Here is a 25,824-nt window from a genome sequence, read left to right as displayed (position 1 = left end):
ATGGATTAACACGGTATGGATTAACCCGGCGCGGATTAACCCAGCGTTTTCAGCCGCAGTTCCGACGGCTGAGGCCGTCCGAACAGGAAGCCCTGGAACAGGGTACAGCCCTCATCGCGCAGCTTAGCGAACTGCTCATCGCTCTCCACCCCTTCGGCAGTAATCTGGATATCCAGACTGCGACTCATGCCGGTGATGGCGCGGATAATCGCCAGCGCCTCGCGGCTGTCACCCATATCATTAATAAAGGATTTGTCGATTTTGATTTTGTCGAACGGGAAAGATCGCAGATAACTCAGTGACGAATAGCCGGTGCCGAAATCATCCAGCGCAATCTGCACGCCCAGCGCCTTGAGATTTTGCAGGGTACGGATATTACCCAGCGAATCATCCAGCAGCACTGATTCGGTAATCTCAACCTCCAGCCGCGCCGGATCGAGACCCGACTCTTTCAGCGCACCTTCCACCACCGGCACCAGCGAGCTGTTTTTAAACTGCAGCGGTGAGAGGTTGACCGAGACCGACTGCTCCCCTTCCCAGCTCGCCGCTTCGCGACAGGCTTCGTAGAGTGCAAACGCCCCCAGCATATGAATCAGGCCGGTCTCTTCAGCGATCGGGATGAAGTCGTTGGGCATGATCAGCCCGCGAATCGGATGATGCCAGCGCATCAGCGCCTCATAGCCAATGATGGTGCGGTTATCGCCGTTGGTGATGGGCTGATAGTAGAGCCGCAGATGCCCGCCGCTAATCGCATCGCGCAGATCGTTTTCAATCAGGCGTCGACTGCGCGCCACATCGTCCATCTCCAGCGTGAAATGCTCATAGCGGTTGCGACCGTTGCGTTTGGCTTCATACAGCGCCATGTCCGCACAGCGCAGCAGCTGCTCCGGCGTATTGGTAATGGTGGTGCTGAGCGCAATCCCCACGCTGAGTCCGACCGACAGATTATGGCCTTCAACGTTGACCGGCGGGCGAATCGCCTCAATCAGGCGCTGCGCCACAATGCTCGCCTCTTCATTACTGGCCACCGAAGGCAGCACGATGGCGAACTCATCGCCTCCGATACGCGCCAGAGTATCCTGGTCACGCAGCGCGTTACGCAGACGCTTAGCCACACTGCGCAGCAACTCGTCGCCAATCTGGTGGCCCAGCGCATCGTTCACATTTTTAAAGTTATCGAGATCAAGGCAGAGCGCGGCAGTCTGACGCTGTATCTGACCGGCAGTGCGCAAGGCTTCACTCAGACGCTGGCGGAACAGAATGCGGTTCGGCAGGCTGGTGAGATTGTCGTGGTGCGCCATATGGTGAATACGGGCATCAGCAGCGCGCTGGTCAGTGACATCTTCCACCAGCAGCATCAGGTAGTTACGTCGCGCATCCTGACCGTTAATCGCGGTGGCGCGGGTATGCAGAATGCGTTCGCCGCTGGCGGTCATCAGCAACTGCTCACGCTCATGCATGCCCTCACTGCGCAGCGCAACATCCGCCAGATTATTAAAGTAATCGCTGAGTTCGGGCGACATACATTCATGCGGGCGCTTGTTGACGATCAGCGATTTCGACAGGCCGAACAGCTGCTGAGTGCGGTCGTTAACCAGCAGGATCTCGCGGGTGATCGCATCTTCAACGATCACGCAGGAGGGAATATTGGCGATGATGTTATCCAGGAATTTAGAGAGCGCGGTTTTCTGGGTGCTCTGGGCTTCAGCCAGATCCCTGGCGCGCAGCACCTGCTGCTCCTGCTCACGGCGTTCCGTGCGGTCGCGGGTGATCTTAGCGAAGCCGACCAGCTTACCGTCATCATCGTGGATCGCGTCGATGACCACATGCGCCCAGAAGGCGCTGCCATCTTTGCGGTAGCGCCAGCCCTCATCTTCAAAACGGCCGGTCTTAAGCGCGATACCGAGATTCGCTTCCGGGATGCGGTTCAGCCGCTCCTGGGAACTGTAAAACAGCGAGAAGTGCTGACCCACCACTTCATCCGCTTTGTACCCTTTGGCACGCTGCGCACCGGCATTCCAGTTCACCACCACGCCGTCGACATCGAGCATATAGATGGCGTAATCGGTGACTCCTTCTACCAGCAGACGGAAACGCTGCTCCTGCTCCCGTTGCTGGCTGCGGACGCGCTGCTGTTCGGTGCAGTCGCGGGTGATTTTAGCGTAGCCCAGCAGCTTGCCCTGATCGTCGCGGATCGTGTCGATCACCACATGCGCCCAGAAGGCGCTGCCATCTTTGCGGTAGCGCCAGCCCTCATCTTCAAAGCGGCCGGTGCGATAAGCGGTTTGCAGGTTCTGCTCCGGGACACGGTTCAGGCGATCCTGGGCGCTGTAGAAGCGGGAAAAATGCTGGCCGACAATCTCTTCCGCCACATAGCCTTTGGCGCGCTGTGCCCCGGCATTCCAGTTCACCACGTTGCCGTCATGATCGAGCATATAGATAGCGTAATCGGTAACGCCCTCCACCAGCAGGCGGAAGCGCATCTCCTGCTCCCGCTCTTTGCGCTGCTGCTCCTGCTGCTGAGTACAGTCGCGGGTAATACAGGCGTATCCCACCAGCAGACCGGCGTCATTGCGTATCGGGTCGATCGTCTCGTGCGCCCAGAAAGCACTGCCATCTTTGCGATAGCGCCAGCCTTCGCTTTCATGGTGTCCGGCAGTGGCAGCCATATCCAGCCCACGCTGCGGCAGGCCCCGGCGGCGATCTTCTTCGCTATACAACAGGGCAAAGCTGCAGCCAATCATCTCGTCTGGCGTATAGCCTATCGTGCGCTGAGCACCCTGATTCCAGCTGCCGATGATACCGTCAGGTTTTAGCATAGTGATGGCGTAATCATTCACGCTTTGTACCAGCATGCGATAGATGACCTCAGAGTTATTATCCATTGTGATTAGCCTGCTGCTCTGTAGCCGGATGACGGCTTAGGAATGTTCTTAATAGCGTGCGCAGACTACAGCCGAAAAGAGCTGAGATGACAAGCGCATTAAGAAGATTAATCAGTGTTTATAAGGGGTTTATCGGCAGCGGCGAGTAAATGTTCAATGACTCCGTGGCGGCGGCGCGTCAGGCGACCCGCTCCCAGCGCGAGGAGAGCGAATAACGGTGCTGCCAGCAGAGCATTGCCGGACTTTGGCTCATCAGCTGCTGGCACTCTTGCGGCGCGACAAACGCCGGGATCACTTTCTGGGCCGCCGTCTGTCTGATCAGCGCCAGCTGATCGTCGAGGGGCGGATGCACATTCCACGGCAGCCAGCGTGCCATGCCGGATTGCAGCATCTCAAAGGCACGGGTGCCGCTGGAAACGTGACTGCTGAAGATCAGACGAAAGTCGGGCTGATGGCTGAGCTGCGCCGCCAGCCCGCTGTCAGCCACCGCATCCGCCGCGACAATTACCTTATCCGGTCGCCAGTGGTCGGGTGTTGCGACGCGCAATAACCGGGCCAGCGCCAGCATCGCCGCGGCGGGCAGGCTGTTGAGCGCCAGCAACTGCGCCACCTCTTCGCGCACCTGGGGACACATCACTACCGGCAGCCCGCGAGCGCTGAGCTGCAGCGCCATCTCAGGGCCGCGCCCGTGCAGCGGCGCGGTGACCACGGCGCCCCCTTGTGCCACCAAGGCCAGCGCGTCGATCTGCTGCGCCAGTCGCTGATTGCGGTCGCCATAGGAACCATCGGTAATCAACAGCCGTGCGCGTGGCGGGCAATCAAACGGCAACAGCAGCGATTCGCGACTCCAGTCGCCCATATAGGTGATGCCACCCGCAATCGGCAGATGGAACCAGATCGATCCCGGCGAATGCCCGCTGCGACCGGTAAAGAGATTCAGCGGCCCCAGCGCGCACTGGCCGCGCAATGGCAGGATGCGTCGCGCCTGAGCCGGCACGCCAGCCTCGCCCAGCTGCTGCCAGGTGATCTCACTGGCATAGACCGGCGGTGAACCGATGTCGGCCCAGCTATCCAGCGCCGCCGCGTGATCCACATGGGAATGGGTCAGGCAGAGCGCATCGACCTGGCCGATGGCGTCCATTGCGGGCCGGACGCCCGGCTCCGGCCCGGCACCTAAATCCCATAACAGACGGTATCCCTCTATCTCCAGCAGGAAAGCGGCCGGCAGTTTTCCGCCGACGCCGCTGATCACCGTCAGGCTTGCCATGGCAGGACTCCCTGCGGCAGACGGCGCGTCAGTCGTGAGGCCAGTAGCATTAAGCCCAGCACGATCCCAATCATCAGGCATCCGACCGCCGCCGCCAGCGGCGCCGATCCGCCTTCGTCCAGGAAAATAATGGTCGGGCCAAGCGTCTGGGTTTGCGCGGTAACCAGCAGCACTGAAACCTGTATTTCATTCAGCGCGGTGAGGAACACCAGCAGCGCACCGGCCAGCACAGAAGGTGCCGCCAGCGGCAGCAGGATGTCAGTCATCCGCCGCATCAGACCCGCGCCGCATAAGCGCGCCGCCTCATCCAGTGACGGTTCGATTTGCGCGAACCCGGCCAGCGTCGGCCTTAACACCAGCGCCAGGAAATTGGCCAGATAGGCCGCGAGAATAATCCACACCGTTCCGTAAAGAGAAAATCCCAGCAGCGGCAGTGGCCGCAGGAAAAACAGCATCGCTGCGACGCCGGTGACAATGCCGGGCAGCGCATAGGTCAGCTCGCTGGCGAATCCCAGCCCCCGCACCAGCCGGGTCCGATGCCAGCTGAGAAAGAAAGCCAGGAACAGTGCCATGACGCTGAGCAGCAGCGCCGTCAGGCCGGTGAGCCACAGGCTGGTAAAGAACGCCTGCCGTATCGCCGGATAGCCCCACAGCGCCTGCTGAAAATTCTCCAGCGTCAGGGTTTGCCAGTTCAGAGCCTGACCGAAACCGCGGGTTAAGGCGGTGGTCAGCAGGGCGCTGAGCGGCAGTAGCAAGGTGATCACCATCCACAGCCAGGCGATGATTTCGCCCGGCAGTCGCGCGCGCCGCAGCGGCTGGTGCCAGGGTCGTGGCGATCCGCTGACCCGGACATCGCGTCGTCCGCCCAGCCAGCCGCTAATCAGCATCCCGGCGAGGGTGATCAGCGCAATCAGCATCGAGTAGACGGCGGTATTGGGCAGCGCACCGGGGCCGAGGGTATTGAGCTGCTGATAAACCAGCGTAATCAGCGTCGGCACCCGCGCCGGAATACCCAGCATCGCCTGGATACCGAAATTCCCGACCGCAGCGACAAACGCCAGCGCCGCCCCGGCGAAGATCGCGGGGCGCGCCAGCGGCAGGATCACCGTGAACAGAATCTGCCGGGGTGATGCGCCGCTGATGCGGGCCGCCTCCACCAGTTCGGCGGGGAGTCGACGCAGGCCAGCCCGCACCGTGAGGAACACCAGCGGCGCATTGTGCAGACCCAGCAGCAGTACCATGCCGGTCGCGGAATAGAGCGGTTGCTGACCGGGTGCCAGCCATGTCCCGCCCAGCGCATTCACCGCAGTGGCCAGCAGACTGCCCGGTGCCAGCGCCTGTATCCAGGCCAGCGCAGTCACCTGCGGCGGGATCATCAGCGGCAGGATAAAGGCGAATACCCAGGCCGCTTTGGCACGCAAATCAGTGAGCGCCACCAGCCAGGCGGCCACCGTTCCCAGCAGCAGCGACAGCAACGTCGCGCTGATGCCGATCGCCAGGGTATTCAGCGTGGCACTGAGTACCCGCCGGCTGGTCAGCAATCTCAGCAGGCGATCGCTATCCAGTATGCCATCCGGTGCCAGCGCGGTTCCCATCAGCCGGGCAAAAGGTGCCACCGACAGCAGGCCGATCACCAACACCAGTATGCCCAGCACCAGCGGTTCCGCCCGCCATCTGCGATGCCTGGCGGCCTGGCCTCTTCGCCATTCGTTGCCCAGCACGCTCACGATCAGCCGCCAAACAGTTCAGTAAAGGTTTCGCGGACCTGAGCATCCTCGGCCACCGCTTTTGCCACATCCGGCGTCAGCAGCGTGATTTGCTCAATCGGCGCAAAGCCACCGGGTGCCGCCACGCGGGCATCGACCGGCCGGTTTCCCTGCTTCGCCACCAGCTGCTGTCCTGCTTCCGACAGCATGAAATCAACAAAGGCTTTGGCGGCCGGCAGATTATGCGCCGACTTCATGATCGCCACCGGCTCGGTCACATAGGAGACGCCCTCCTGCGGATAGACCAGATCGATGGGCGATCCCTGCTTTTTGGCGCGGATAATATCGGCATCCGTGATCACGCCATACTTATCCATGCCGCTGGCAACCGCTTTCAGCGCCGGTCCATTGCCGCCCTGTGGCGCAATGCCGATGGCGGCCAGTTGCTGATAGAACGCCCAGCCTATCGACGGGGTATGGATATCTGTATGCAGCTTATAGAGCGCCGCACCGGAATAGAGGGGACTGGGGACCGCAATCTGGCCTCTGTTTTCTTCTACTGCCAGCGCTTTCCAGCTACTGACCGGCTTCGCACGCTGGGTGTTATAGGCGATCACCGTGGCGATAATTTTGGTGCCGAAAAAGGTTTTATCCGCATCATAATAGGCAGGCTTCAGGTGGCTGACCGGGGCGGCCGGATATGAATAGAGCTGCCCCTCTTTCTTGAGCGCGCCCAGATTGATCGCGTCGGCCACCAGCAGCACATCGGGTTTGACCTGGCCGCTCATCATCTCCGTGCGCAGCACGTTCATCAGTTGAGTGGTGCCGTTGCGGGTCCACTCCACCTCCACCGCCGGATACGCGGCCTTAAACGCATCGATGGTCTGTTGCGCAATTTCAGGTGCCTGCGACGTGTAAACCACCAGCTTGCCGCCGGGCGCGTCGGCCGCCTGCAACAGGGTTGAGGCCGCGAGGCCCGACAGCAACAACAGCGCGTGAAGCGGAGTACGAAAAGCCGTTTTCATGGTTTCTGAAACCCTTTATGCAGGAAGAATCCAGCCGTCATCGACGGCGACGCCGACGGTGTCATCCACCGCCAGTAATGCAGCATCATTAAGCGTCAGCGACAGGCTGACATCCGGTTGATTAAGCGGTCGAAGGTTGATCTGATGGTAGCCACCGCGAAAGATGATGCGCTCAACGCGGGCGGTAAACTGCCGCTCTCCCTCAGTGGCGAGGTGAAAACTGACGCTGTGGAAGCTGGCTTTGCCGTGTGGCAGCGGGCGCTGGTGAGGCGAGCAGCGCAGCAAAACCCGCAGCCCGCAGAGCGTGGCGGTTGCCTGACCCGGATCGAGCGGCTCAATGTCGCTGACCGGCAGCACCCGCCCCTCATCAATAAAGGTCGCCACCATCTCATTAGCCGGTTCGCGCCACAGGGTCTGCGGGCTGGCGAACTGCATCACTCTGCCGTGTTCGAGCACCACGATGCGGTCGGCCAGTGCCATCGCTTCGCGTTGATCGTGGGTGATATAGAGTAAGGTGGCGCCACTGTGGCGATGGAAGCGGCGGAACTCCTCTTCCATGGTGGCGCGCAGATGGACATCGAGGTTAGCCAGCGGCTCATCCAGCAGCACCAGCGTCGGCCGTGCCACCAGGCAGCGTGCCAGTGCCACGCGCTGGCGCTGACCGCCGGAGAGATCGGCGGGTCGGCGGTCGGCGAAGCGATCCAGCCCGACCAGCGTCAGGGCCTGGGTGGTGCGCAGTTCGCGTTCTGCGCGCGCCACACCGTTCACCTTCAGGCTGTAGCCGACGTTCTCCGCGACCGTCATATGCGGCCACAAAGCGTAGTTCTGGAACACCACGCCGAGCTCGCGGGCTTCCGGCGGCAGGTGCAGCCCGTCTGCGGCAACCTGACGTTCACCGATGCGGATTTCACCGCTGTCGAGCGTTTCAAAGCCGGCCAGCAGGCGCAGCAGGGTGGTTTTGCCGCAGCCAGAAGGCCCAAGAACGGCGACAAACTCGCCCTGGTTAATCTGTAACGAAACCGCGTCCAGTACCGGCTGCGCGCCGAACGCTTTGCTCAGTCCGGTTAAGGATATTGCCGCCATCTTACTCTGCCTTTGCCGTTGACATGCTGGGCAAAACGCTACGACAGTTTGATGACAGCCCGGTGACAGCCAGGCTTACGGGACGCGAAAGCCGGGCTGGCGGAGCGGCATCGGGGCGTGCTCGCCCCATGGCTTACTGCTGGGCGGTGAGCGCCGCAATCGGCTGCCAGATCTCGGTTAATGCGCCCTCTTTGCCGGTAAAGGGATCCTGCGTCGGCAACGGCACTTTTTTTACCTGCTCCTGGGCCATTTTCAGCTTCGCGGGCTCATCGCGCAGCGTCTCCGGCGACATCCCGTGCGGATAGGCGCCTATCACCATAAAATCTTCGCTGGCGCTGACCTGCCGATGGCCGACACCCGCCGGAATCAGGACTGCATCGCCTGCGCGCAGGGTCACCATGCGGCCACTGTCGCCGCCAAACAGCACTTCCGCCCAGCCTTCAGCGACGCCCAGCAGTTCATGGGTATTGGGATGATAATGGGTGTATGGGAAGATCGGATAGCGCCAGGCGGGTGGCCAGCCGTTCTCCTCAAAGGTTTTCTCAAACCACGTGGCGATCTCCTCCTCTTCCGGCACCACGCGCGGCCAGATAATCAGAGGTAAGGGGTTATTGGGTACACCGCCCGACGGGCTGGCAAGCATCAGATGCTGAGGATTGTCAGAGGCCCCGGCCGAGAAGGTGCCAGCGGCAAAGGACATCATTAATAGCAGACTGGAGGATGAGGCACGCATACAGGTTCTCCGATGTTTTTCTAAGTGTGGCAAACCCGCGGCACAATGCAATGTGCGCCAGACGACACAATTGAGATAATTGACTGATATTGCTGACTAAAGCCAAATGTGTCGTTAACTATAGGGTCGGAGTGTGCCTGCGCGACGGCGGATAGCGGTTCTTACTGCGGCAAAGTGTTGCAAAATGTCAGGCGGAAAGTCACAGAGGCGCAGCAGCCCGACGCCCCGGTCACTGTCGTATAAACTGTTATATAAAAAAAGCACAGATCTGTTTCTGATATGCTTGACTGTTATCTGTTGTAATAGCTAACAGATGACAGTGAGGTAACAAATGGACGCTATTAAACAAATCCTGATTGACGAGATCGCCCTGCTTAACCGCGAAGAACGTCGCGACAATTTGCCGCGTTTCAGCCTCTCGTTTCTGAAGAACCACCCTGGTCTCTGGGCAGTAATGTACCTCTGCTACGGCCTGTGCGTGGCGCTGATTTTCACCACCGAGATGCTCGGCTGGCCCGCCTTCTGGTTTGCCACCGTGTTTGTGCTGGTGATGAGTGTGCTGATGCTGCTGGATATCAACCCGAAATATCGCTTTGAAGATATCGATGCCCTCGATCTGCGCGTTTGCTACAACGGCGAGTGGTATTACATTCAGCCGGTGCGCGAACAGGCAATCTCACGCATTCTGTCGCTGCCTGAGACACCAGAACGCGTGAAGAGCGGTATCCAGCGTCTGCTGACGCAAAAAGGGGAAGTGGACTTCTATGATGTCTACTACCTGACCTGGGGCCATCAGGAAGCGGCGCGGGTTTAATCCGCCTGCCCTTCCGCCATCAGCTGACCCAGCTTCACGATTGCCGCCTCGGCCCGACTATCCCACGGCCAGGCGGTATTTAACCTGAAGCAGTGCCTGAACTGCTCACCTGCCGAAAATAGCTGCCCCGGTGCAATACTGATCCCCTGAGCCAGCGCCCGCTGATAGAGCCGGGTCGTATTGATGCTTTCCGGCAGCGTCACCCAGAGAAAATAGCCGCCGCGCGCTTCGCTGACCGTGGCCTGCGGCGGCAGCACCTTTATTAACGCCTGGCGCACCATCTGCTGTCGCTTCGCCAGAATCTGTCGCAGCCGCTTCAGATGGGTGTCGTAACGCCGCGTGGCAAGAAAATCGGCCAGCGCCAGCTGCATCGGCGCACTGGTAGAGAGCGTGCTCATCAGTTGCAGCCGCTGAATACGCTGCGCATGTTGTCCCGCCGCGACCCAGCCGACGCGGAATCCTGCCACCAGCGACTTTGAAAATGAGCCGCAGTGCAGCACGTTCCCCTGGCGATCCCAGGCTTTCGCCGGCAGCGGCGGCGCATCACCCGCCCAGAGTTCGGCATAGACATCATCTTCAATCATCGGTACCTGATAACGCGCCAGCAGTGCGACCAGCTGCTGTTTGCGTTCCGGCGTTAAGGTTACGCTCAGCGGATTCTGCAGGGTGGTCATCAGCCAGCAGGCTTTCACCGGCCAGCGCTGCAGTGCTTCCTCCAGCTGGACGAGGTCGATGCCATTTCTGGCATCGACCGGAATCGCCAGCGCCTTGAGCTTAAGCCGCTCTATCGCCTGCAGCGCGCCATAAAAACTCGGCTGTTCAATCACCACATAATCGCCCGGCTCGGTCAGAGATTGCAGACTGAGGTTCAGCGCCTCCAGCGCTCCGCTGGTGATGACAATTTCATCCGGCGACAGGGTGATGCCCTGACGCGCATAGCGCTGCGCCAGCAGCTGTCGCAGTGTGGCGTTGCCGGGCGGCAGATTGTGCAGCGCATCGGTTGGGGTCAGATGATGAGAGACGTTAGCCAGCGAGCGCATCAGCTGGCGCTGCGGAAAGAGTGCGGGATCGGGAAAGGCGGAGCCAAACGGCACGATGGCCGGATCGCGCGTGGCCTGCAGCACATCAAACACAAAGTCGTTGATATCGACCTGTTCACTGATCGCCACGCTCAGCGGCGCGGGTGCTAAGGCACGCGGTGCAACGTAGTAACCCGACTGTGGACGGGAGACGATCCAGCCCTGACTCTCCAGCAACTCATAGGCATGCAGCACCGTCATCAGGCTGACGCCCTGCTGCGCGACCTGCTGACGCAATGACGGCAGACGGGTGCCCGGCAGCCAGATGCCGGCCTCAATCTGCTGCTGAATCTCATCCATCAATCGCTGGTATTTCGCCACGGGTGACCTCTCCTTGTTTGACCGTGAATAGTCTGACCGCGAGACTTTACCACGCACGGCGACCAATGACAGGCGGCGCGAATCGCTTTATCCGATTGCGCTGATTCTTCACGGCTTCAGGCAGGTCAGATCACAGCGACCTGCGGCGTCAGCGGCTGCCCGGCTTCGGCTTCGGCTTCGGCATTAAGACTCACTTCCGCAATTGCCTCTTCAATTTCTGCCACCACATAATCAGCCAGCTCCGGCACCCGCTCCGGGGGAACCGGCTTGCCCAGCAGATAGCCCTGCAGCGTATTACAGCCCAGGCTGGTCAGGAAGGCCTGCTGCTCAGCGGTTTCAACGCCTTCGGCCACCACTTTCAATTGCAGCGACTGCGCCAGCGCCACTATCGCCGACACGATGGTGGCATCTTCTGTGTGATGCTGCAGCTCGTTCACAAAGGCCCGGTCAATCTTGAGTTCACTGGCCGGTAGCCGTTTCAGATAGAGCAGGCTGGAGTAGCCAGTGCCAAAGTCATCAATTGAAGCTTTCACCCCGAGCTGGGTCAGCTCAGTCAGAATACGCACGCTCTCATCGGGATCGCGCATCGCGGTGGTTTCCGTCACCTCCAGCGTCAGCAGTTCGGCCGGAATCTGATGTTTTTCCAGCGCATCCACCACCGTCTTCACCAGATTCGATTGCTCAAACTGCAACGCCGACAGGTTCACCGCCACCGACCAGTGCGGATGGCCCTGCAGATGCCACTGGCGCAGCTGGCGACAGGCTTCATAGATTACCCAGTTGCCGATATTGACAATCATTCCGGTCTTTTCTGCCATTGGCAGAAATTTATCGGGCGACAGCAGGCCGCGCTGCGGATGCTGCCAGCGCAGCAGCGCCTCAAAACCGAGAATCGGACCGCTCGGCGCGCAATATTTTGGCTGATAGAACAGGCGCAGTTCATCATGATCCAGCGCCTGCCAGAGATCGTTATTCAGCTGAAGCTGGCTCTGGGCCTGAATGTTCATTGAAGGCTGAAAGAAGGTGTAGCCGTTACGGCCATTATTTTTGGTGTGGTACATCGCCGCATCGGCGTTGAACATCAGTTCGCGCTCATCCACGCCATCGCCGGGATAGACCGCGATGCCAAGACTCAGCGATACCACCAGCTCATAGCGTGAGATATCAAACGGACGATCCACCGCTTTGACCAGCTTATCGGCGATGGCCGCCGCATCATTGGGATCGTCGATTTCCACCAGCAGCACAAACTCATCACCGCCGAGCCGCGCCAGCGTAAAGTAGCCGGTCATCTGCTCGCTCATGCGCTCGGTCACGCCGACCAGCAGACTGTCGCCAATGTGGTGCCCGAACGCGTCGTTGACCGCCTTAAACCCATCGAGGTCCATAAACATCAGGGCAAACTGCCTCTGCTCACGGTTCGCTTTGTTGATCGCCTGCTCCAGCCGATCCTCCAGCAGGATGCGGTTGGGCAGCCGCGTCAGGTTGTCGTGCAGCGCCAGCTGTGCCAGCTCGCGATTGGCTTCAGCCAGCGAACTGGCGAGAATCGAGGTACGCGCCTGCATCCGCGCATCCAGCATCGACACCAGCAAGGTAATGCCCAGAATCGAAATAGTGACCACCGTGACCAGAATCGCCAGCCAGTTGCTGTTGACGCCCTGCCCGACCGGATGACTGTGGACGGGAAACTCTGCCGCCATCATGCCGGTGTAGTGCATGCCGGCAATAGCACAGCCCATCACCACCGATGCGCCAATGCGCAGCAGGGTGACCCGGCTGGTCTGTCCTTCCCGCAGGTTAAACGCCAGCCACAGCGCGGTGCCAGAGGCGGCCAGGGCGATCGCCACCGACAGCGCCACCCAGCCCCATTTCCAGACGATACCGGGGGAGAACATCAGCGCCGCCATGCCGGTGTAGTGCATCGCGACTACGCCGCTGCCGAGGATCAGCGCGCCGCCCGCCAGGCGCGGCAAAGGCAGATCGCCACTGCAGACCAGCCACAGCGCAAATATCGATGCACACACCGCGATGGCCGCAGAAAAGGCGGTGAGCCCGGCGTTGTAGCTCATGACCATCTCCATGTTCATCGACAGCATGCCGATAAAGTGCATCGCCCAGATGCCGATGCCCATGGAAAAACCGCCGCCGAACAGCCAGACCAGCGCAACTTTGCCGGTTGAATGCACCACCCGTCCCGCCATATCTAAGGCGGTAAACGAAGCCAGCATCGCGACAAGAACGGAGACGATGACGATAAAAGAGTCGTATGAGGTCGCTAACATAGTGCATTCCCGCGAAAGCAGAGCTTGTGGTTGGGCAGAGGGTTTTAAAATTATTCTCTTAGTTATCGGCACAGCCCGGCGGTTAATGAGCCGCGAACCCTGCATCCTTCCACTCATTCTGAGTGATGAAATCTATCGTTGCTGTCAGCGCTATCAGCCGGACAGTGACGCCACCGGCTGTCGCAGTGAGGGAAAACTCAGCGCCTCAACCCGGTCCGCTGGCGTTGGCTTGCCCAGCAGATACCCCTGCAACGCATCAAAGCCTAAGCTGGTGAGCAAATGCTGCTGCTCTTCAGTCTCCACCCCTTCCGCCACCATGCGCAGATTGAGGCTCTGCGCCAGGGTCAGCATGGCGCTGACTACGGTCGCATCTTCACTGCCGGGCCGCAGGCAGTTGATAAAGCTGCGATCAATTTTGAGTTCACTGGCATCCAGATCTTTGAGATGCAGCAGGTTGGCATAACCGATGCCGAAGTTATCAATCGCGACGCTGACACCCGCCTGCTGCAATTCACGAATGCGCTGCTGGCTGAAAGCGGGATCGCGCATGGCAATCGCTTCAGTGATCTCCAGCATCAGCGCGCTGCCTGGCAGCTGGTAACGCGCCAGGGTCTGCGTCAGGATAGTCAGCAAATCACGCTGGTGAAACTGCAACGCGGAGAGATTCACCGATACCGTCCAGTCACTGTGGCCCTGGCTGTGCCATATCCTGAGCTGACGGCAGGCCTCCCCGATCACCCAGTTACCCAGCGCAATAATCTGACCGGTTTTTTCGGCGCGCGGCAGAAACAGCTCAGGCGTCAGTAAACCGCGCTGCGGATGCTGCCAGCGCAACAACGCCTCGAATCCCATTAACCTGGTGCCGCCGGAACAGAATTTCGGCTGATAGAACAGCCGCATCTGCTCGCGCTCTATCGCCTCCCACAGATCGTTCGCCAGCTCCAGCTGATGCTGCGTCGCGGCGCTCATGGCCGGTTCAAACAGGCACCAGCCGTTTCGTCCGCTGTGTTTGGTGTGATACATCGCCGCATCAGCATTAAACAATAGCTCCTGCCGGTTGCGACCGTGCAGCGGAAAGATCGCAATGCCCGCGCTGAGTGAAACGTGCAGCACATAGCGGTCAAGTTCAAACGGCGAACTGATAACTTTAACCAGTTTTTGCGCCAGCTGGCGGGCTGCGCTGATATCGCACTCAGCCATCAGCACAAATTCATCGCCCCCCAGACGCACCAGCAGCATCGTGTTGCTGAGCTGGCTGCACAGCCGTTCCGCCACCGCCACCAGCAACCGGTCACCGACGTGATGTCCCCATGTGTCATTGACCGCTTTGAAGCCATCGAGATCCATATAGATCACGGCAAAGCGATGCTCATTAAGCATCGCCTGTTTAATGGCGAGATCGAGCTGCTGCTCCAGCATTACACGATTGGGCAGCGTGGTCAGGTTGTCATGCATCGCCAGCTGACGCAATTCCTGGTTAGCGCGATTGAGGCGGGTCGCCAGACGCGCGGCGCGCAGCTGCGCATCCAGCATCGAACTCAGCAGAGTGATACCCAGAATAGTCAGGGTAATCAGCGTCACCCACACCGCCAGGCCCGCATTACTGACGCCGTGCGGCTGCATCATACTGCTGTGGCTGAACTCTGCTGCCGCCATACCCACATAGTGCATACCGGCGATGGCGATGCCCATGACCAGAGAGGCCAGCCCGCGCATCAGCATCAGATGATGATCGCCCTGGCGCAGATGAAAGGCCAGCCACAGCGCCAGGCCAGAGGCCGCAAACGCAATCAGCACAGAGAGCGCCACCAGCAGCGCATTCCACTCCGGTTGCGGTTCAATCAGCAGGGCATACATACCAAGATAGTGCATGACCACCACACCCGCGCCCAGGATCAGCGTGCCGCGCAGCAGCCGCTGGCGGGTGAGATGCAGGCCACCCACCGTCTGGCCAAAAGCCAGCACAGACGCCAGGATCGCCACCAGCAGCGAGAGGATCGTCAGTCGCGTGTCATAGCGCATCATCATCGGCATCATCATCGCCAGCATCCCGATAAAGTGCATTGACCAGACGCCAATCCCCATTGCGATGCCGCCCACCAATAGCCAGAACCGGGCGCTCCAGCCACGGGATACCGCCACTCGTCCGGTAGTATCCAGGGCTGTAAAAGAGGCAATGAACACCACGATCAGCGAAACGCAGATCAGGACGCTATCCCAGGTGACAGGCAACATGTGTAACTCCTCACCACCCGCGGAGAAACGGGTGCTGTGTACAGTCTGATAAGTGATCTGAAAACACCCGATGGGTGAAAGTGATTAAATTTCGGTATTTTCTGGTCCTGAAGGTCAGGCAAAACGCGCCCGCCGACGCTGGCAATTTATAACCTGCATCTTATTAACCGCCCCCAGAGCAAGCCGGTAAACCGTTATTATGTCTGATTGGTACAGGAACATATCACCGAAGCAGAAAGCATGCCAGATACCGAAAAAACAAAGAATTTTGTTTTATCGCCTCGTCTTCGCGCCTTGCTGTTACTGGGTTATCGGCCGGGGTGACGTTTTGATTAATCAAAAATAAATAGCAAGGCTTCGCGTAACGCTTTAACTGATCTATAGTAAGTAAAACTGATATAAATCAGCATTCTTAAGTCTAAGATTTTTCTTAAGATAGCGGCACTGCCTCCCTTGTTATTTTATTTCCTTTATTTTGGGTTGAATCGTTAATAAACACCGGGTGAAAAAGCACTGACTCTGGATAATCCGTAAGGAAATATTATGAAACTCAAGCTTTTTCTGTTTGCCGCTGCAGGATTAACTGTCGCTATTCCGTCATTAACCCAGGCGGCGACGACCTCGGGAACCATCAATGCCACGTTAACCCTGACCACCGGTTGTCTGGTGAACGGCCAGTCGGCTACGGCGGGCGTTAACTTCGGTACCCTGAACTTTGGTAGCAGCGCAGCCACGTTCGATACCCTGAACGCCACACTGGTCGGTGCGGCTGGTAACGGTATTTTTGTGCGCTGCACCACCGGTCAGGATTACAACGTGGTGGTCACCAGCAGCAATACTGCACCGGCGACCATCTACGGCACCGCCTCTGCATCGCCGCGTTATCTGGTGCTGGGATCGGATAATGCGCAGGGCATCGCCTATACCCTCTACAGTGATGCCTCCTTTACCACGGCGATCGCCAACAATACGCCTATCGCCGCCAGCGGTACCACCGATCCGACGCTGGGGACCAACTACGCCATCTATGGCCGGGTGGTCGGCGGCGGCTTCAATCCCCTGATCCCTGCCGGAACCTATACCGACACGATTAACGTTGCCGTGAACTATTAACTGCTGTCGCAGGTAAATACGGTTGGTTCTCTGGCGATCCTGCCTGACGATCGCATGCGGTCTGCCCCTGCTGACAGGGAGTATCAGCGCCTGGAGTCTGCCAACCAGCACCTTCCAGGTTACCGCGTCGATTGTGGCAGGCTGCGTGATATCCGGTACCAATACCGGCGTCTTTGGCACGCTTAATTTCGGCACGCAGTCTGGCGTGGCGGCGAATACCGTCAACGCCAGCTATCTGCAGAGCACCTCGATTAATCTCGCCTGTACGCCAGGCACAACGCTGAGCATGAGCATTAATCAGGGCAACAATTTCACCACGACCCGTAACCTGAAGCTGCCCAATTTCAGCAACACCGTTCCCTACACGCTCTTTAGCAACGCCAGCCGCACCACGGTGATCCCGGTGAACCAGGCGGTGCCGCTGAGTTATAGCAATGCCAATAACATTACGCTGCCGATCTACGGTCAGCTACAACTGCCCGGCACTGCGCGCGCCGGCGTTTATACCGACACGCTGACCGTCACCCTGAGCTGGTGAGGTGATAGAAAACAAGGATATGATCATGAAGCCACTGCGCGCCCTGTTGCTGCTGCTAAATTCCACCCTGCTCTCCCCGGCCTTCGCCGCGAATTCGGTCATGATCTGGCCCATCGATCCCGCCATTAATCCTGAAGAGAAAGCCAGCGAACTCTGGCTGGAGAATCGCGGTAACAGCACCACCATGATGCAGATCCGCGTCTTCAGCTGGCAGCAGAACAATGGCCAGGAGCAGTATCAGACTCAGCAGCAGGTAGTCGCCAGCCCGCCGATGGTGCGGATGGAGCCAGGCCAGAAACAGCTGGTCAGGCTGATTAAACAGACGCCGCCTGCGGCCGGTAAAGAGCTGGCCTATCGGGTGGTGCTGGATGAGATCCCGACCCCGCGAAATCCCGGCGAGAATCAGGCCGGGCTGACTTTCCAGATGCGCTATTCGGTGCCGCTGTTTGTTTACGGTACCGGGCTGAACACAGACAGCGCTCGCCCGGCTCTGCGCTGGCAACAGGTCAGCGAGGGCGGCAGGCGCTGGCTCCAGTTAACCAACAGCGGCAGCGGTCACGCCCGGTTAAGCAATGTGGCGATTGGCGGTCGCAAACTGGGCGAAGGCTTGTACGGCTATGTGCTGGCTGACAGCTATCACCGCTGGCCGCTCTCCTCGCCGGTGAGCGGCGAACTCACCGCAGAGGTTAACAAGAGCCAGTGGCGCAGCGCTGCCCAGAAGTAAGCGCTGAATGAGACCGTTTTCCCTGCATCCCTGTGCGCTGGCCGTGGCCAGCGTTATTTACGCTTTTACGCCGGATCCTGTGCTGGCGGAGACTTACTCATCCCTGCCCCCGCCACCCAGCCTGCAGACCAGCAGCAACGGTCAGCAATATATGCTGGAGCTGGTGATTAACCAGCAGGAGAACGGCAATATTGTGCCGGCAGAGCAGCGCGACGGTCATTTCTGGATTCGCAGTGGCGATTTGCAGCGTGCCGGCCTGCCAGCGGATAAGCTGGGCCAGCAGCCGCAGGTCGATGTCAGCAGCCTGCAACCCATCAAAGTGGAGTATGACGCTGCGCGACAGCGTCTGCTGCTGACCGTACCGCCTGAGTGGCTGCCCGGTCAGGTGATTGGCGAGGCGAAGAACGGACCGCGCTATCCGGGCCGTACCAGCAGCGGCGCGCTGATTAATTATGATCTTTACGCCAGCCGCACGGATAACAGTGGCTCCCGCCTGTCCGCCTGGAACGAACTGCGGCTGTTTGGTGATGCCGGTCATTTCTCCACTAACGGCGTCTGGCAACAGCAGCTGGAAGGCAGTACGACTTATCAGGATGATGGCTATATCCGCTACGACACCTGGTGGAGCAATGAAGATGAGAATGCGGCGGTAAGCTGGCGGGTCGGCGATCTGGTCACCGACTCGCTGGCCTGGAGCAGCAGCGTGCGGCTCGGTGGCATCCGCGTCGGTCGCGACTTCAGCGTCCGTCCCGATCTGGTGACCTATCCGCTGCCCGCCTTTTCCGGTCAGGCCGCCGTGCCTTCCACCGTCGATCTGTTTATTAATGGCTATCGCTCCAGCCAGGCGAACGTGCAGCCTGGCCCCTGGTCGATGACCAATGTGCCATTCGTTAACGGCGCGGGTGATGCCGTGATCACTACCACCGATGCGGTTGGCCGCCGTGTCACCACCACCATGCCGTTTTACGTCTCCAGTAACCTGCTGAAATCGGGGCTGTCGGACTACGCCTTCTCTGCCGGGGCAATCCGCGAAAACTACGGCATAAAGAACTTCGATTATGGTGAGGCAGCGGCCAGCGGCTCTTATCGTTACGGTATGACCGACTGGCTGACGCTGGAGAGCCACGCCGAAGGCAGCGAAACGCTGGCGATGGGCGGGCTGGGTGGTCAGCTGCGCGTCGGCAGCTGGGGCGTGGTCAACGGCGCGGTGGCGCAAAGTCAGCTCGATGGCGAGAGCGGCAGGCAATATAGCTGGGGATATCAGTACAACAACCGCTGGTTCAACATCGGCACTCAACAGACCCAGCGCAGCAGCGACTTCGGCAATCTGGCGCTGGTCGGCAGCCGTGCCGGTAGCCAGGCGGATAGCCGCTACGCACTCTCACGCCGCAGTGCTCAGTACAGCGCCAGCGTCTCGCTGAACCGCTTTGGCAGCGTCGGTGCCGCTTTCATCGACATCACTGACGGTCAGGGCGATCGCACCCGACTGTGGAACCTCTCATGGAGTAAAAACCTGTGGGGTAACAGCAGTCTGTATGTCTCGGCCAGCCGCGATCAGCAGGAGAAAAGCTGGACCGGGGCGATTTCGCTGGTGATCCCGTTTGGCGAACAGGGCAGCGTTGCCCTCAGCACCGAACGCGACCAGCGTGGCCGCGACAGTCAGCGCGTTTATGCCTCACGCGCCATGCCCAGCGACGGCGGGTTCGCCTGGGATGCCTCCTGGGCGAATCAGAGCGGAGACAGCGGCGATTATCGTCAGGGCAGTCTGCGCTATCGCAACAACCAGATTGACACCTCGGCGGGCTTCTATGGCGATGATGACAACCTCACCCAGTGGGCCGATCTCTCGGGTGCGCTGGTGTTAATGGACAACAGCGTCTTTGCCGCTAACGAGATCAACGACGCCTTTGTGCTGGTGAAGACCAACTATCCCGATGTTAACGTGCGCTACGAGAATCAGTCGATGGGACGCACCAATCAACAGGGCTATCTGCTGGTGCCCGCCATCAGCAGCTACTACCCGGCCAAATATGATATCGACACCCTCGACCTGCCGGCAGATATGACCACGCCACGGGTTGAGCAGCGCTTTGCGGTGAAACGCCAGAGCGGTTATCTGCTCAACTTCCCGGTGGAGAAACTGCGCTCAGCCAGCGTAATCCTGGTCGATGCGCAGGGCCAGCCGCTGCCGGTATCAAGCCTGGTGCAGCGTCCCGATCATCCCACCGAGTATGTCGGCTGGGATGGCATCGTCTGGATGGAAGATCTCACCGCAAGTAACCCGATGCAGGTGGTGACGCCCGATGGCCGCCAGTGCGAAACCGAACTGCGCATCGCCAGCGGTCAGCCGCAGGCGCTGAAAACTTACGGCCCCCTGACCTGTGCGCTGCCCGCCCCTGCCGCAGGCAGCGCCCCCTCTCCCGCTGAATCTTTTACGTCCGGAAACCGACCATGATGAAATCTGTGATACTGGCTGGCCTGCTACTCTTACTGCCGTCGCTGGGCTACGCCGCCTGCGCCCTGCCCGCATCGACCGCCAGTTTCGGTTCAGTCACAACCTTTGTGGCTAACACCACCGTCAGTTCCACCACCACCAATGCCAACGTCAACTGTGGCGCGGGTGCCGGGCTGTCGCTGCTGGGCAATAACCAGATCACCTTTCAGCTGACGGGCGCGACCAATAGCAACGGCACGCGCGGTACGCTGAAACGCAGCGGTGATACCGGCAGCGATAATGTGCCGGTGCGGCTCTGCACCGACACGGCCTGCGCTACCGAACTGACGATTGGCGGCACGCCATTTGTCTATGGTTCGCAGACCCTGATCAACCTGGCGGGTTTGCTGGGCAGCCTTAACTTCGCCATCCCGGTCTATCTGCGCACCGTTCCCGGTCAGGTGGTCGCCGCCGGGACGTACCAGCTGACGCTGAATATGGCCGTGACTTATCGCATCTGCACCAGCGTTGCGATTGGCAATGTCTGTTTAAGCGAGCAGAACGGCAGCGGTGTCATCCCGATTAATATCACCGCCATTCTTACCAATGACTGCACCACCATTACCGCGCCGAATATCAGCTTTGGCAGCGCGCCGCTGGTCGGCAGCTTCTCCGCCGTGTCACAGACCATCAACGTGTTGTGCAGCAAAGGCAGCACCTATACCGTCGGGCTGAGCAACGGCAGTTATCCGGTGGGCAGCGTCAGGAATATGGCGAGCGGCGCGAATCGGCTAAGCTATGAAATTTATAAAAGTACCACCAGCAATCGCTGGGGATCGGCAGGCACTGAACGCTGGAGCAGTACCACCTCGACGGCGGTATCCACGGATGGACTGACGCGCGGTTTTAACTACACCGCGCGCATCCTGACCACGCAGAACACGCCGCCAGCCGGAAACTACAGCGACAGCGTGGTGGTCGATTTGTCGTTTTAGAGTGAAGCACTGACCGGCGTGCCGCTGTGACGGGTCTGATACTGCTTCACCATCCGGCCAATCAGCAACGTGCCGATTAACCCACAGACTGCGGCAAAGGTCAGCCAGACGCCCGGCATCGCTTTGTCACCGGTGGCATGGATCAGGTAGCTGGAGATGGCAGGCGTAAAGCCGCCAAACAGCGCCGTCGCCAGGCTGTAAGCCATGGAGAAACCGGCGGCGCGCACCTCCGCAGGCATGATCTCCGCCAGATAGACCACCATCGCACCGTTATAGCTGGCATAGAGAAACGACAGCCACAGTTCCGCTTCCAGCAGGTGGGCGAAGCTGGCCGATCCCACCAGCCAGTGCAGCACCGGCCAGGTGGTGACAATCATCAGCAGGGTAAAAATGATCAGCAGCGGACGGCGTCCGACGCGGTCCGACAACGCCCCCATCAGCGGCAGCCAGATGAGGTTTGAGACACCGACACAGAGCGTCACCAGGAACGCCTGCTTGTCACTCATCATCAACACCGTTTTACCAAAGGTCGGGGTAAAGGCGGTGATCATGTAGAACATCACCGTGGTGGTGACCACCATCAGCATCCCCGCCAGCACCAGCGCCCAGTTGCTGGCGACAGACCGCATGATTTCCGTCATGCTCGGATGATGTTTACGTTTGCTGAACGCCTCGGTCTCTTCCAGCATCCGGCGGATATAGAACAGGAACGGCACAATCAGACAGCCGATCACAAACGGGATACGCCAGCCCCACTCCGTCACCGCCTCTTTCGCCAGCAGATGATTCAGCATCAGACCCAGCAGAGCAGCAAAGATCACCGCAATCTGCTGGCTGCCCGACTGCCAGCTGACGAAAAAGCCTTTGCGTCCTTTGGGCGCGACTTCGGCCAGATAGACCGACACGCCACCCAGCTCCACGCCCGCCGAGAAGCCCTGCAACAGCCGTCCCAGCAGGATCAGAATCGGCGCTGCCACGCCCAGGGTGGCATAGCCCGGCACCAGCGCGATGGTCAGGGTGCCCATCGCCATTAAGCCCAGCGTCAGCAACAGTCCTTTACGACGACCATGATGGTCGATGTAGGCACCGAGGATGATCGCCCCCAGCGGGCGCATCAGGAAGCCTGCACCGAAAGTCATCAGGGTCAGCATCAGGGAGGCAAACGGGTCATCGCCGGGAAAGAAGGTTTTTGAAATGGCGGTGGCGTAGTAGCCAAACACCATAAAATCGTACATCTCCAGGAAGTTACCACTGGTGACGGTGAAGATGGTTCGGGCGGCACTTTTCGGCGGCTTTTGTAAAGAGGGGGTGTGACTCATAACGGCTTCCTGTTGTTTTTTAGCCGTTTTAGCCTGCCTGATGCGGGATTAATGTGACCTGGCTCACCATTGCACTTTACAAACCCATGTACATAAGTAACAACTAATTAACAAGTCAGTTCGAGGAGCATAAGTGATTACCCTGGCCCTGATTTGCCTGATTTTATAGGGCTGGAGAGCAGCCATAAAAAAAGGCGACCTGAACAGTCGCCTTTTTCCTGAGCCGGATAACCCGCTATTTCTTCACGGTTTCCATGCCCATCAGACCAATTTTCAGATAGCCCGCCGTGCGTAGCTTATCCATCACGCTCATCAGCGTTTCATAATCGACTGACTTATCCGCCTGGAAGAAAATGGTGGTCTCTTTGTTGCCCTGGGTCTGGTTAGTCAGCACGTTAACCAGCGACTCCGGCGTGACCTGATCGTTACCGACATAAAGCTGCTTATCCGCTTTAATCGACAGGTAAACCGGCTTTTCCGGGCGCGGCTGCGGCGCGCTGGTTGAGGCGGGCAGATTGACGCGTACGTCGACCGTGGCCAGCGGCGCGGCCACCATAAAGATGATCAGCAGAACCAGCATGACGTCGATAAACGGCGTCACGTTGATCTCATGCATTTCACCATCCGTTTCCAGATCGTCGTTTAATCGCATTGCCATAAGAACTTACCCTAAGCGCAGTTTCTGAGCCGTCGCAGGACGAGGAACATCAGTGGCGACGGTGCCCAGATCGATATCACGGCTCTGCAGCAGCATCACCTGAGCGGCGACATCACCCAGCGAGGCTTTGTAGTTGGCGATCATGCGGGCAAAAACGTTGTAGATCACCACCGCCGGAATCGCAGCGATCAGGCCAATCGCAGTTGCCAGCAGCGCTTCGGCGATACCCGGTGCAACAACCGCAAGGTTCGTCGTCTGGGTTTTAGCGATGCCGATAAAGCTGTTCATGATGCCCCATACGGTGCCGAACAGGCCGATAAACGGCGCAACCGAACCGATGGTCGCCAGGAAGCCATTGCCCCGGCCTGCATAGCGGCTGAACGCAGCGACGCGGCGCTCAAGGCGGAAACTGGTGCGATCTTTAATCCCGTTGGTATCTTCCACGCCAGCCGACAGTTCAAGCTCATTCTGCGCATCATTCAGCAGCACCACACTGTGGCTGTGGCCGGTAAACGACTGGGCAATGCGGGCGGCGTCATTCAGATTGCGGGCTTCGCTCAGCGCCAGATGCTCGCGCTTCAGGCGGCGCTTAGCGGCGCTGAGTTCGGCGTATTTGCCGAAGAAGATCGCCCAGGTCACCACTGAGGCCAATAACAGGCCAATCATGACCACCTTTACCACGATATCGGCATGTTGATACATGCCCCAAACGGAGAGGTCCGTTTGCATCAAATCACTGGCTACCACGCTGCTTCTCCAACTTCTGATTCAGGGATGCGAGACAAGCGCGAATAATAGCAAAACGACGGCGAATTGATAGTAGTTCTCATTAGTATTTACAAAGCTGATCGACGCCATTTACCCGCAATTGACCAGGTTTAAACACTTTTGACAAGGATGTTTCGAAAATGTGAAGTTGCATGAAAATTTATTAAAACATCGTTTCAAAATGTGATGGCATTCATTCAATCAGCATTGCCGTATTTTACTGGCGCGCGTTTTCACTATGCTGGCTCCACACGGTTCTCTCCGGTTAGCCCCCGACGCCGGACGCCGTCCTACCTCAGCGGGAGACAAAATAATGAGAATGACGAAAACATGCCTGGCCAGTGCCCTGGCGGCGATGATGATGAGCGCCACCGCCACGGCACAGGTGATCAAAGTGGCTGAAGTCCAGCCTGCCGGTTATCCGACCGTGGTCGCGCTGCAGCACATGGGCGACAAACTCAAACAGGCTACCGATGGACGGCTGGAGATGAAGCTCTTCGCCGGTGGCGTGCTGGGGGACGAAGATCAGACGCTGCAACAGGTGCAGCTGGGCGCAATCGACATGATCCGTGTGTCGCTGGCGCCGGTCACCTCGATCGCCCCGGAAACCAGCGTGCTGACCCTGCCCTACATTTTCCGCGACATTGACCACATGCACAAAGTGCTGGATGGCGAGATAGGCCGCGAGATTGCCGACAAATTCGATAAAGATCCCAACGCCCGCATGGTGTTCCTGGGCTGGACCGATGCCGGTGAGCGCAACATGATCACCAAGAAGCCGCTGGCAAAACCGGAAGATCTGAAAGGCATGAAGATTCGGGTGCAGAACAGCGCCATCTCATTGGCGACCCTGAAAGCGATGGGCGCGAATCCGGTGGCGATGGGCGTCAGTGAAGTGTTCAGTGCGATGCAGACCGGTGTGGTCGATGGCACCGAGAACAACCCACCGACCTTTGTCGCCCATAACTATATGCCGGTGGCGAAGTACTACACCCTCAGCGGCCACTTTATCCAGCCAGAGATGATCCTGTTTTCAAAACGCGCCTGGGATCGCCTGAAACCTGAGGATCAGGCGCTGCTGAAGAAGCTCGGCAAAGAGGCGCAGGATGAGGAGCGTCAGCTCTGGGCGACCTATACCGAAGAGTCGATCGCCAAGATGAAGGCAGGTGGCGTCACCTTCCAGCAGACCGACCGTGACTACTTCGTCAAAGCGACCCAGCCGGTGCGCGATCAGTTTGGCGGCAAATATCAGGATCTGATGACCCGGATCGCTGAGGTGAAATAACCCTTCCGCGCCACACTGCCGTGTGGCGTGCTTAATCAGGTATCAATTATGGCTGCTTATACACGTCTGATGGATGGGCTCTATCTGCTGTGCATGCTGATTGCCGCCGTGGCACTGATGATTATGGTGACGGTGATCCCGATCGGGATCTTCGCCCGCTACGTGATGAACGGCGCGCTCTCCTGGCCGGAACCGGTGGCCATTATCTGCATGATCATTTTTACGTTTATTGGCGCACCGGTCGGACTGCGGGCCGGAACGCATATCTGCGTTTCCATGGTCACCGATCGCCTGTCACCCGCCCGGCAGCGCCTGATGCTGCGCGTCAGCGATCTGCTGATGATCATCACCTGTCTGGTGATCTTTCAGGCCAGTTACAGCCTGTGCGAAGCGATGTGGGTGCAGACGCTCGCTTCATTACCGGCAGTGACTTACGGCGAGATGTATCTGCCGATTCCGATTGGCGCGATCTTCACCCTGCTGTTTGTTGTTGAGCGATTGCTGACCGGCGATCAGAGCCAGCGGCCGATTGTCACGCTGGGCGGCACCCACTAACGCGG

The 25,824-nt window shown here is 59.1% G+C and carries 20 protein-coding genes; 8 read left to right on the top strand and 12 right to left on the bottom strand.

Annotated elements, in window-relative coordinates; genetic code table 11:
- Positions 1-35 precede the first annotated feature (35 nt).
- The 6 genes from ACVKSX_RS12605 to ACVKSX_RS12580 all read right to left on the bottom strand — a co-directional run bounded on the left by ACVKSX_RS12605 (position 36) and on the right by ACVKSX_RS12580 (position 8,699).
- Complete coding sequence (locus ACVKSX_RS12605; protein ID WP_010671103.1) at positions 36-2,885, bottom strand: sensor domain-containing protein; 2,850 nt, start codon at positions 2,883-2,885, stop codon at positions 36-38.
- A gap of 178 nt (positions 2,886-3,063) precedes the next feature.
- Entirely contained in the window at positions 3,064-4,152 is a 1,089-nt protein-coding gene (locus ACVKSX_RS12600; protein ID WP_187512100.1) for an MBL fold metallo-hydrolase, read from the bottom strand.
- The gene (locus ACVKSX_RS12595) at positions 4,140-5,879 is read right to left on the bottom strand and encodes an ABC transporter permease (RefSeq protein ID WP_031291968.1); all 1,740 of its coding nucleotides are present in this window, start codon (positions 5,877-5,879) and stop codon (positions 4,140-4,142) included. The genes ACVKSX_RS12600 and ACVKSX_RS12595 overlap by 13 nt, the downstream gene beginning before the upstream one ends.
- A 2-nt stretch (positions 5,880-5,881) precedes the next feature.
- Entirely contained in the window at positions 5,882-6,883 is a 1,002-nt protein-coding gene (locus ACVKSX_RS12590) for an ABC transporter substrate-binding protein (RefSeq protein WP_022623871.1), read from the bottom strand.
- Between the two features lie 15 nt (positions 6,884-6,898).
- A complete protein-coding gene (locus ACVKSX_RS12585) occupies positions 6,899-7,966 on the bottom strand; it encodes an ABC transporter ATP-binding protein (RefSeq protein ID WP_354438869.1) in 1,068 nt (355 codons plus the stop codon).
- A gap of 133 nt (positions 7,967-8,099) precedes the next feature.
- Positions 8,100-8,699: a cupin domain-containing protein gene (locus ACVKSX_RS12580; RefSeq protein WP_010671108.1), complete on the bottom strand. Its 600-nt coding sequence runs from the start codon at positions 8,697-8,699 to the stop codon at positions 8,100-8,102.
- A 331-nt stretch (positions 8,700-9,030) separates the two neighbouring features.
- On the opposite strand from ACVKSX_RS12580, the gene ACVKSX_RS12575 reads away from it, so the two are divergent.
- Positions 9,031-9,513, top strand: coding sequence for a YlaC family protein (locus tag ACVKSX_RS12575; RefSeq protein ID WP_010249002.1), 483 nt, complete (start codon positions 9,031-9,033; stop codon positions 9,511-9,513).
- Here ACVKSX_RS12575 and ACVKSX_RS12570 read toward each other — a convergent pair.
- From ACVKSX_RS12570 to ACVKSX_RS12560, 3 genes are all read right to left on the bottom strand, one after another.
- A complete protein-coding gene (locus ACVKSX_RS12570; protein ID WP_346438594.1) occupies positions 9,510-10,913 on the bottom strand; it encodes an aminotransferase-like domain-containing protein in 1,404 nt (467 codons plus the stop codon). The two genes, ACVKSX_RS12575 and ACVKSX_RS12570, sit on opposite strands and share 4 nt — an antisense overlap.
- A gap of 125 nt (positions 10,914-11,038) precedes the next feature.
- A complete protein-coding gene (locus ACVKSX_RS12565; protein WP_354438872.1) occupies positions 11,039-13,195 on the bottom strand; it encodes a putative bifunctional diguanylate cyclase/phosphodiesterase in 2,157 nt (718 codons plus the stop codon).
- Positions 13,196-13,348: 153 nt separating this feature from the next.
- Positions 13,349-15,430: a putative bifunctional diguanylate cyclase/phosphodiesterase gene (locus ACVKSX_RS12560; protein ID WP_354438874.1), complete on the bottom strand. Its 2,082-nt coding sequence runs from the start codon at positions 15,428-15,430 to the stop codon at positions 13,349-13,351.
- 543 nt (positions 15,431-15,973) lie between these two features.
- On the opposite strand from ACVKSX_RS12560, the gene ACVKSX_RS12555 reads away from it, so the two are divergent.
- Genes ACVKSX_RS12555 through ACVKSX_RS12535 form a run of 5 tightly spaced genes read left to right on the top strand, consistent with a single transcriptional unit; the run spans position 15,974 to position 21,234 of the window.
- Complete coding sequence (locus ACVKSX_RS12555; protein ID WP_010249006.1) at positions 15,974-16,543, top strand: spore coat protein U domain-containing protein; 570 nt, start codon at positions 15,974-15,976, stop codon at positions 16,541-16,543.
- A 43-nt stretch (positions 16,544-16,586) separates the two neighbouring features.
- Complete coding sequence (locus tag ACVKSX_RS12550; protein WP_154210535.1) at positions 16,587-17,081, top strand: Csu type fimbrial protein; 495 nt, start codon at positions 16,587-16,589, stop codon at positions 17,079-17,081.
- 25 nt (positions 17,082-17,106) lie between these two features.
- A complete protein-coding gene (locus tag ACVKSX_RS12545; protein WP_354438876.1) occupies positions 17,107-17,805 on the top strand; it encodes a fimbrial biogenesis chaperone in 699 nt (232 codons plus the stop codon).
- 7 nt (positions 17,806-17,812) lie between these two features.
- Positions 17,813-20,260, top strand: a complete 2,448-nt coding sequence (locus tag ACVKSX_RS12540; protein WP_064689992.1) for a fimbria/pilus outer membrane usher protein — start codon at positions 17,813-17,815, stop codon at positions 20,258-20,260.
- On the top strand, positions 20,257-21,234 hold the full coding sequence (locus ACVKSX_RS12535; protein ID WP_010671114.1) for a Csu type fimbrial protein: 978 nt from the start codon (positions 20,257-20,259) through the stop codon (positions 21,232-21,234). The genes ACVKSX_RS12540 and ACVKSX_RS12535 overlap by 4 nt, the downstream gene beginning before the upstream one ends.
- Here the strand turns inward: ACVKSX_RS12535 and tcuC are convergent.
- From tcuC to exbB, 3 genes are all read right to left on the bottom strand, one after another.
- Entirely contained in the window at positions 21,231-22,553 is a 1,323-nt protein-coding gene (tcuC, locus tag ACVKSX_RS12530) for an MFS transporter (protein ID WP_010671115.1), read from the bottom strand. The genes ACVKSX_RS12535 and tcuC overlap by 4 nt on opposite strands.
- A 235-nt stretch (positions 22,554-22,788) precedes the next feature.
- A complete protein-coding gene (gene exbD / locus ACVKSX_RS12525; protein ID WP_010249013.1) occupies positions 22,789-23,211 on the bottom strand; it encodes a TonB system transport protein ExbD in 423 nt (140 codons plus the stop codon).
- Positions 23,212-23,217: 6 nt separating this feature from the next.
- Positions 23,218-23,940 (bottom strand): tol-pal system-associated acyl-CoA thioesterase, encoded by a 723-nt coding sequence (gene exbB / locus ACVKSX_RS12520; protein ID WP_010249014.1) that lies wholly within the window; start codon positions 23,938-23,940, stop codon positions 23,218-23,220.
- Between the two features lie 352 nt (positions 23,941-24,292).
- On the opposite strand from exbB, the gene ACVKSX_RS12515 reads away from it, so the two are divergent.
- Complete coding sequence (locus ACVKSX_RS12515) at positions 24,293-25,264, top strand: TRAP transporter substrate-binding protein (RefSeq protein WP_010249015.1); 972 nt, start codon at positions 24,293-24,295, stop codon at positions 25,262-25,264.
- Between the two features lie 48 nt (positions 25,265-25,312).
- Entirely contained in the window at positions 25,313-25,819 is a 507-nt protein-coding gene (locus ACVKSX_RS12510; RefSeq protein WP_010671117.1) for a TRAP transporter small permease, read from the top strand.
- Positions 25,820-25,824 lie beyond the last annotated feature (5 nt).

This window comes from Pantoea sp. PvP021 (genome assembly GCF_054056055.1).
Note: the sequence above shows the minus strand (reverse complement) of the source record. Positions and strands in the feature narration are given on the sequence as shown.

What these genes read in the sequence shown, in the direction of transcription:
- ACVKSX_RS12605 (WP_010671103.1), bottom strand. Translation starts at nt 2,885, where the DNA reads ATGGATAATAACTCTGAGGTCATCTATCGCATGCTGGTACAAAGCGTG.
- ACVKSX_RS12600 (WP_187512100.1), bottom strand. Translation starts at nt 4,152, where the DNA reads ATGGCAAGCCTGACGGTGATCAGCGGCGTCGGCGGAAAACTGCCGGCC.
- ACVKSX_RS12590 (WP_022623871.1), bottom strand. Translation starts at nt 6,883, where the DNA reads ATGAAAACGGCTTTTCGTACTCCGCTTCACGCGCTGTTGTTGCTGTCG.
- ACVKSX_RS12585 (WP_354438869.1), bottom strand. Translation starts at nt 7,966, where the DNA reads ATGGCGGCAATATCCTTAACCGGACTGAGCAAAGCGTTCGGCGCGCAG.
- ACVKSX_RS12580 (WP_010671108.1), bottom strand. Translation starts at nt 8,699, where the DNA reads ATGCGTGCCTCATCCTCCAGTCTGCTATTAATGATGTCCTTTGCCGCT.
- ACVKSX_RS12575 (WP_010249002.1), top strand. Translation starts at nt 9,031, where the DNA reads ATGGACGCTATTAAACAAATCCTGATTGACGAGATCGCCCTGCTTAAC.
- ACVKSX_RS12565 (WP_354438872.1), bottom strand. Translation starts at nt 13,195, where the DNA reads ATGTTAGCGACCTCATACGACTCTTTTATCGTCATCGTCTCCGTTCTT.
- ACVKSX_RS12560 (WP_354438874.1), bottom strand. Translation starts at nt 15,430, where the DNA reads ATGTTGCCTGTCACCTGGGATAGCGTCCTGATCTGCGTTTCGCTGATC.
- ACVKSX_RS12555 (WP_010249006.1), top strand. Translation starts at nt 15,974, where the DNA reads ATGAAACTCAAGCTTTTTCTGTTTGCCGCTGCAGGATTAACTGTCGCT.
- ACVKSX_RS12545 (WP_354438876.1), top strand. Translation starts at nt 17,107, where the DNA reads ATGAAGCCACTGCGCGCCCTGTTGCTGCTGCTAAATTCCACCCTGCTC.
- ACVKSX_RS12540 (WP_064689992.1), top strand. Translation starts at nt 17,813, where the DNA reads ATGAGACCGTTTTCCCTGCATCCCTGTGCGCTGGCCGTGGCCAGCGTT.
- ACVKSX_RS12535 (WP_010671114.1), top strand. Translation starts at nt 20,257, where the DNA reads ATGATGAAATCTGTGATACTGGCTGGCCTGCTACTCTTACTGCCGTCG.
- tcuC (WP_010671115.1), bottom strand. Translation starts at nt 22,553, where the DNA reads ATGAGTCACACCCCCTCTTTACAAAAGCCGCCGAAAAGTGCCGCCCGA.
- exbD (WP_010249013.1), bottom strand. Translation starts at nt 23,211, where the DNA reads ATGGCAATGCGATTAAACGACGATCTGGAAACGGATGGTGAAATGCAT.
- exbB (WP_010249014.1), bottom strand. Translation starts at nt 23,940, where the DNA reads ATGCAAACGGACCTCTCCGTTTGGGGCATGTATCAACATGCCGATATC.
- ACVKSX_RS12515 (WP_010249015.1), top strand. Translation starts at nt 24,293, where the DNA reads ATGAGAATGACGAAAACATGCCTGGCCAGTGCCCTGGCGGCGATGATG.
- ACVKSX_RS12510 (WP_010671117.1), top strand. Translation starts at nt 25,313, where the DNA reads ATGGCTGCTTATACACGTCTGATGGATGGGCTCTATCTGCTGTGCATG.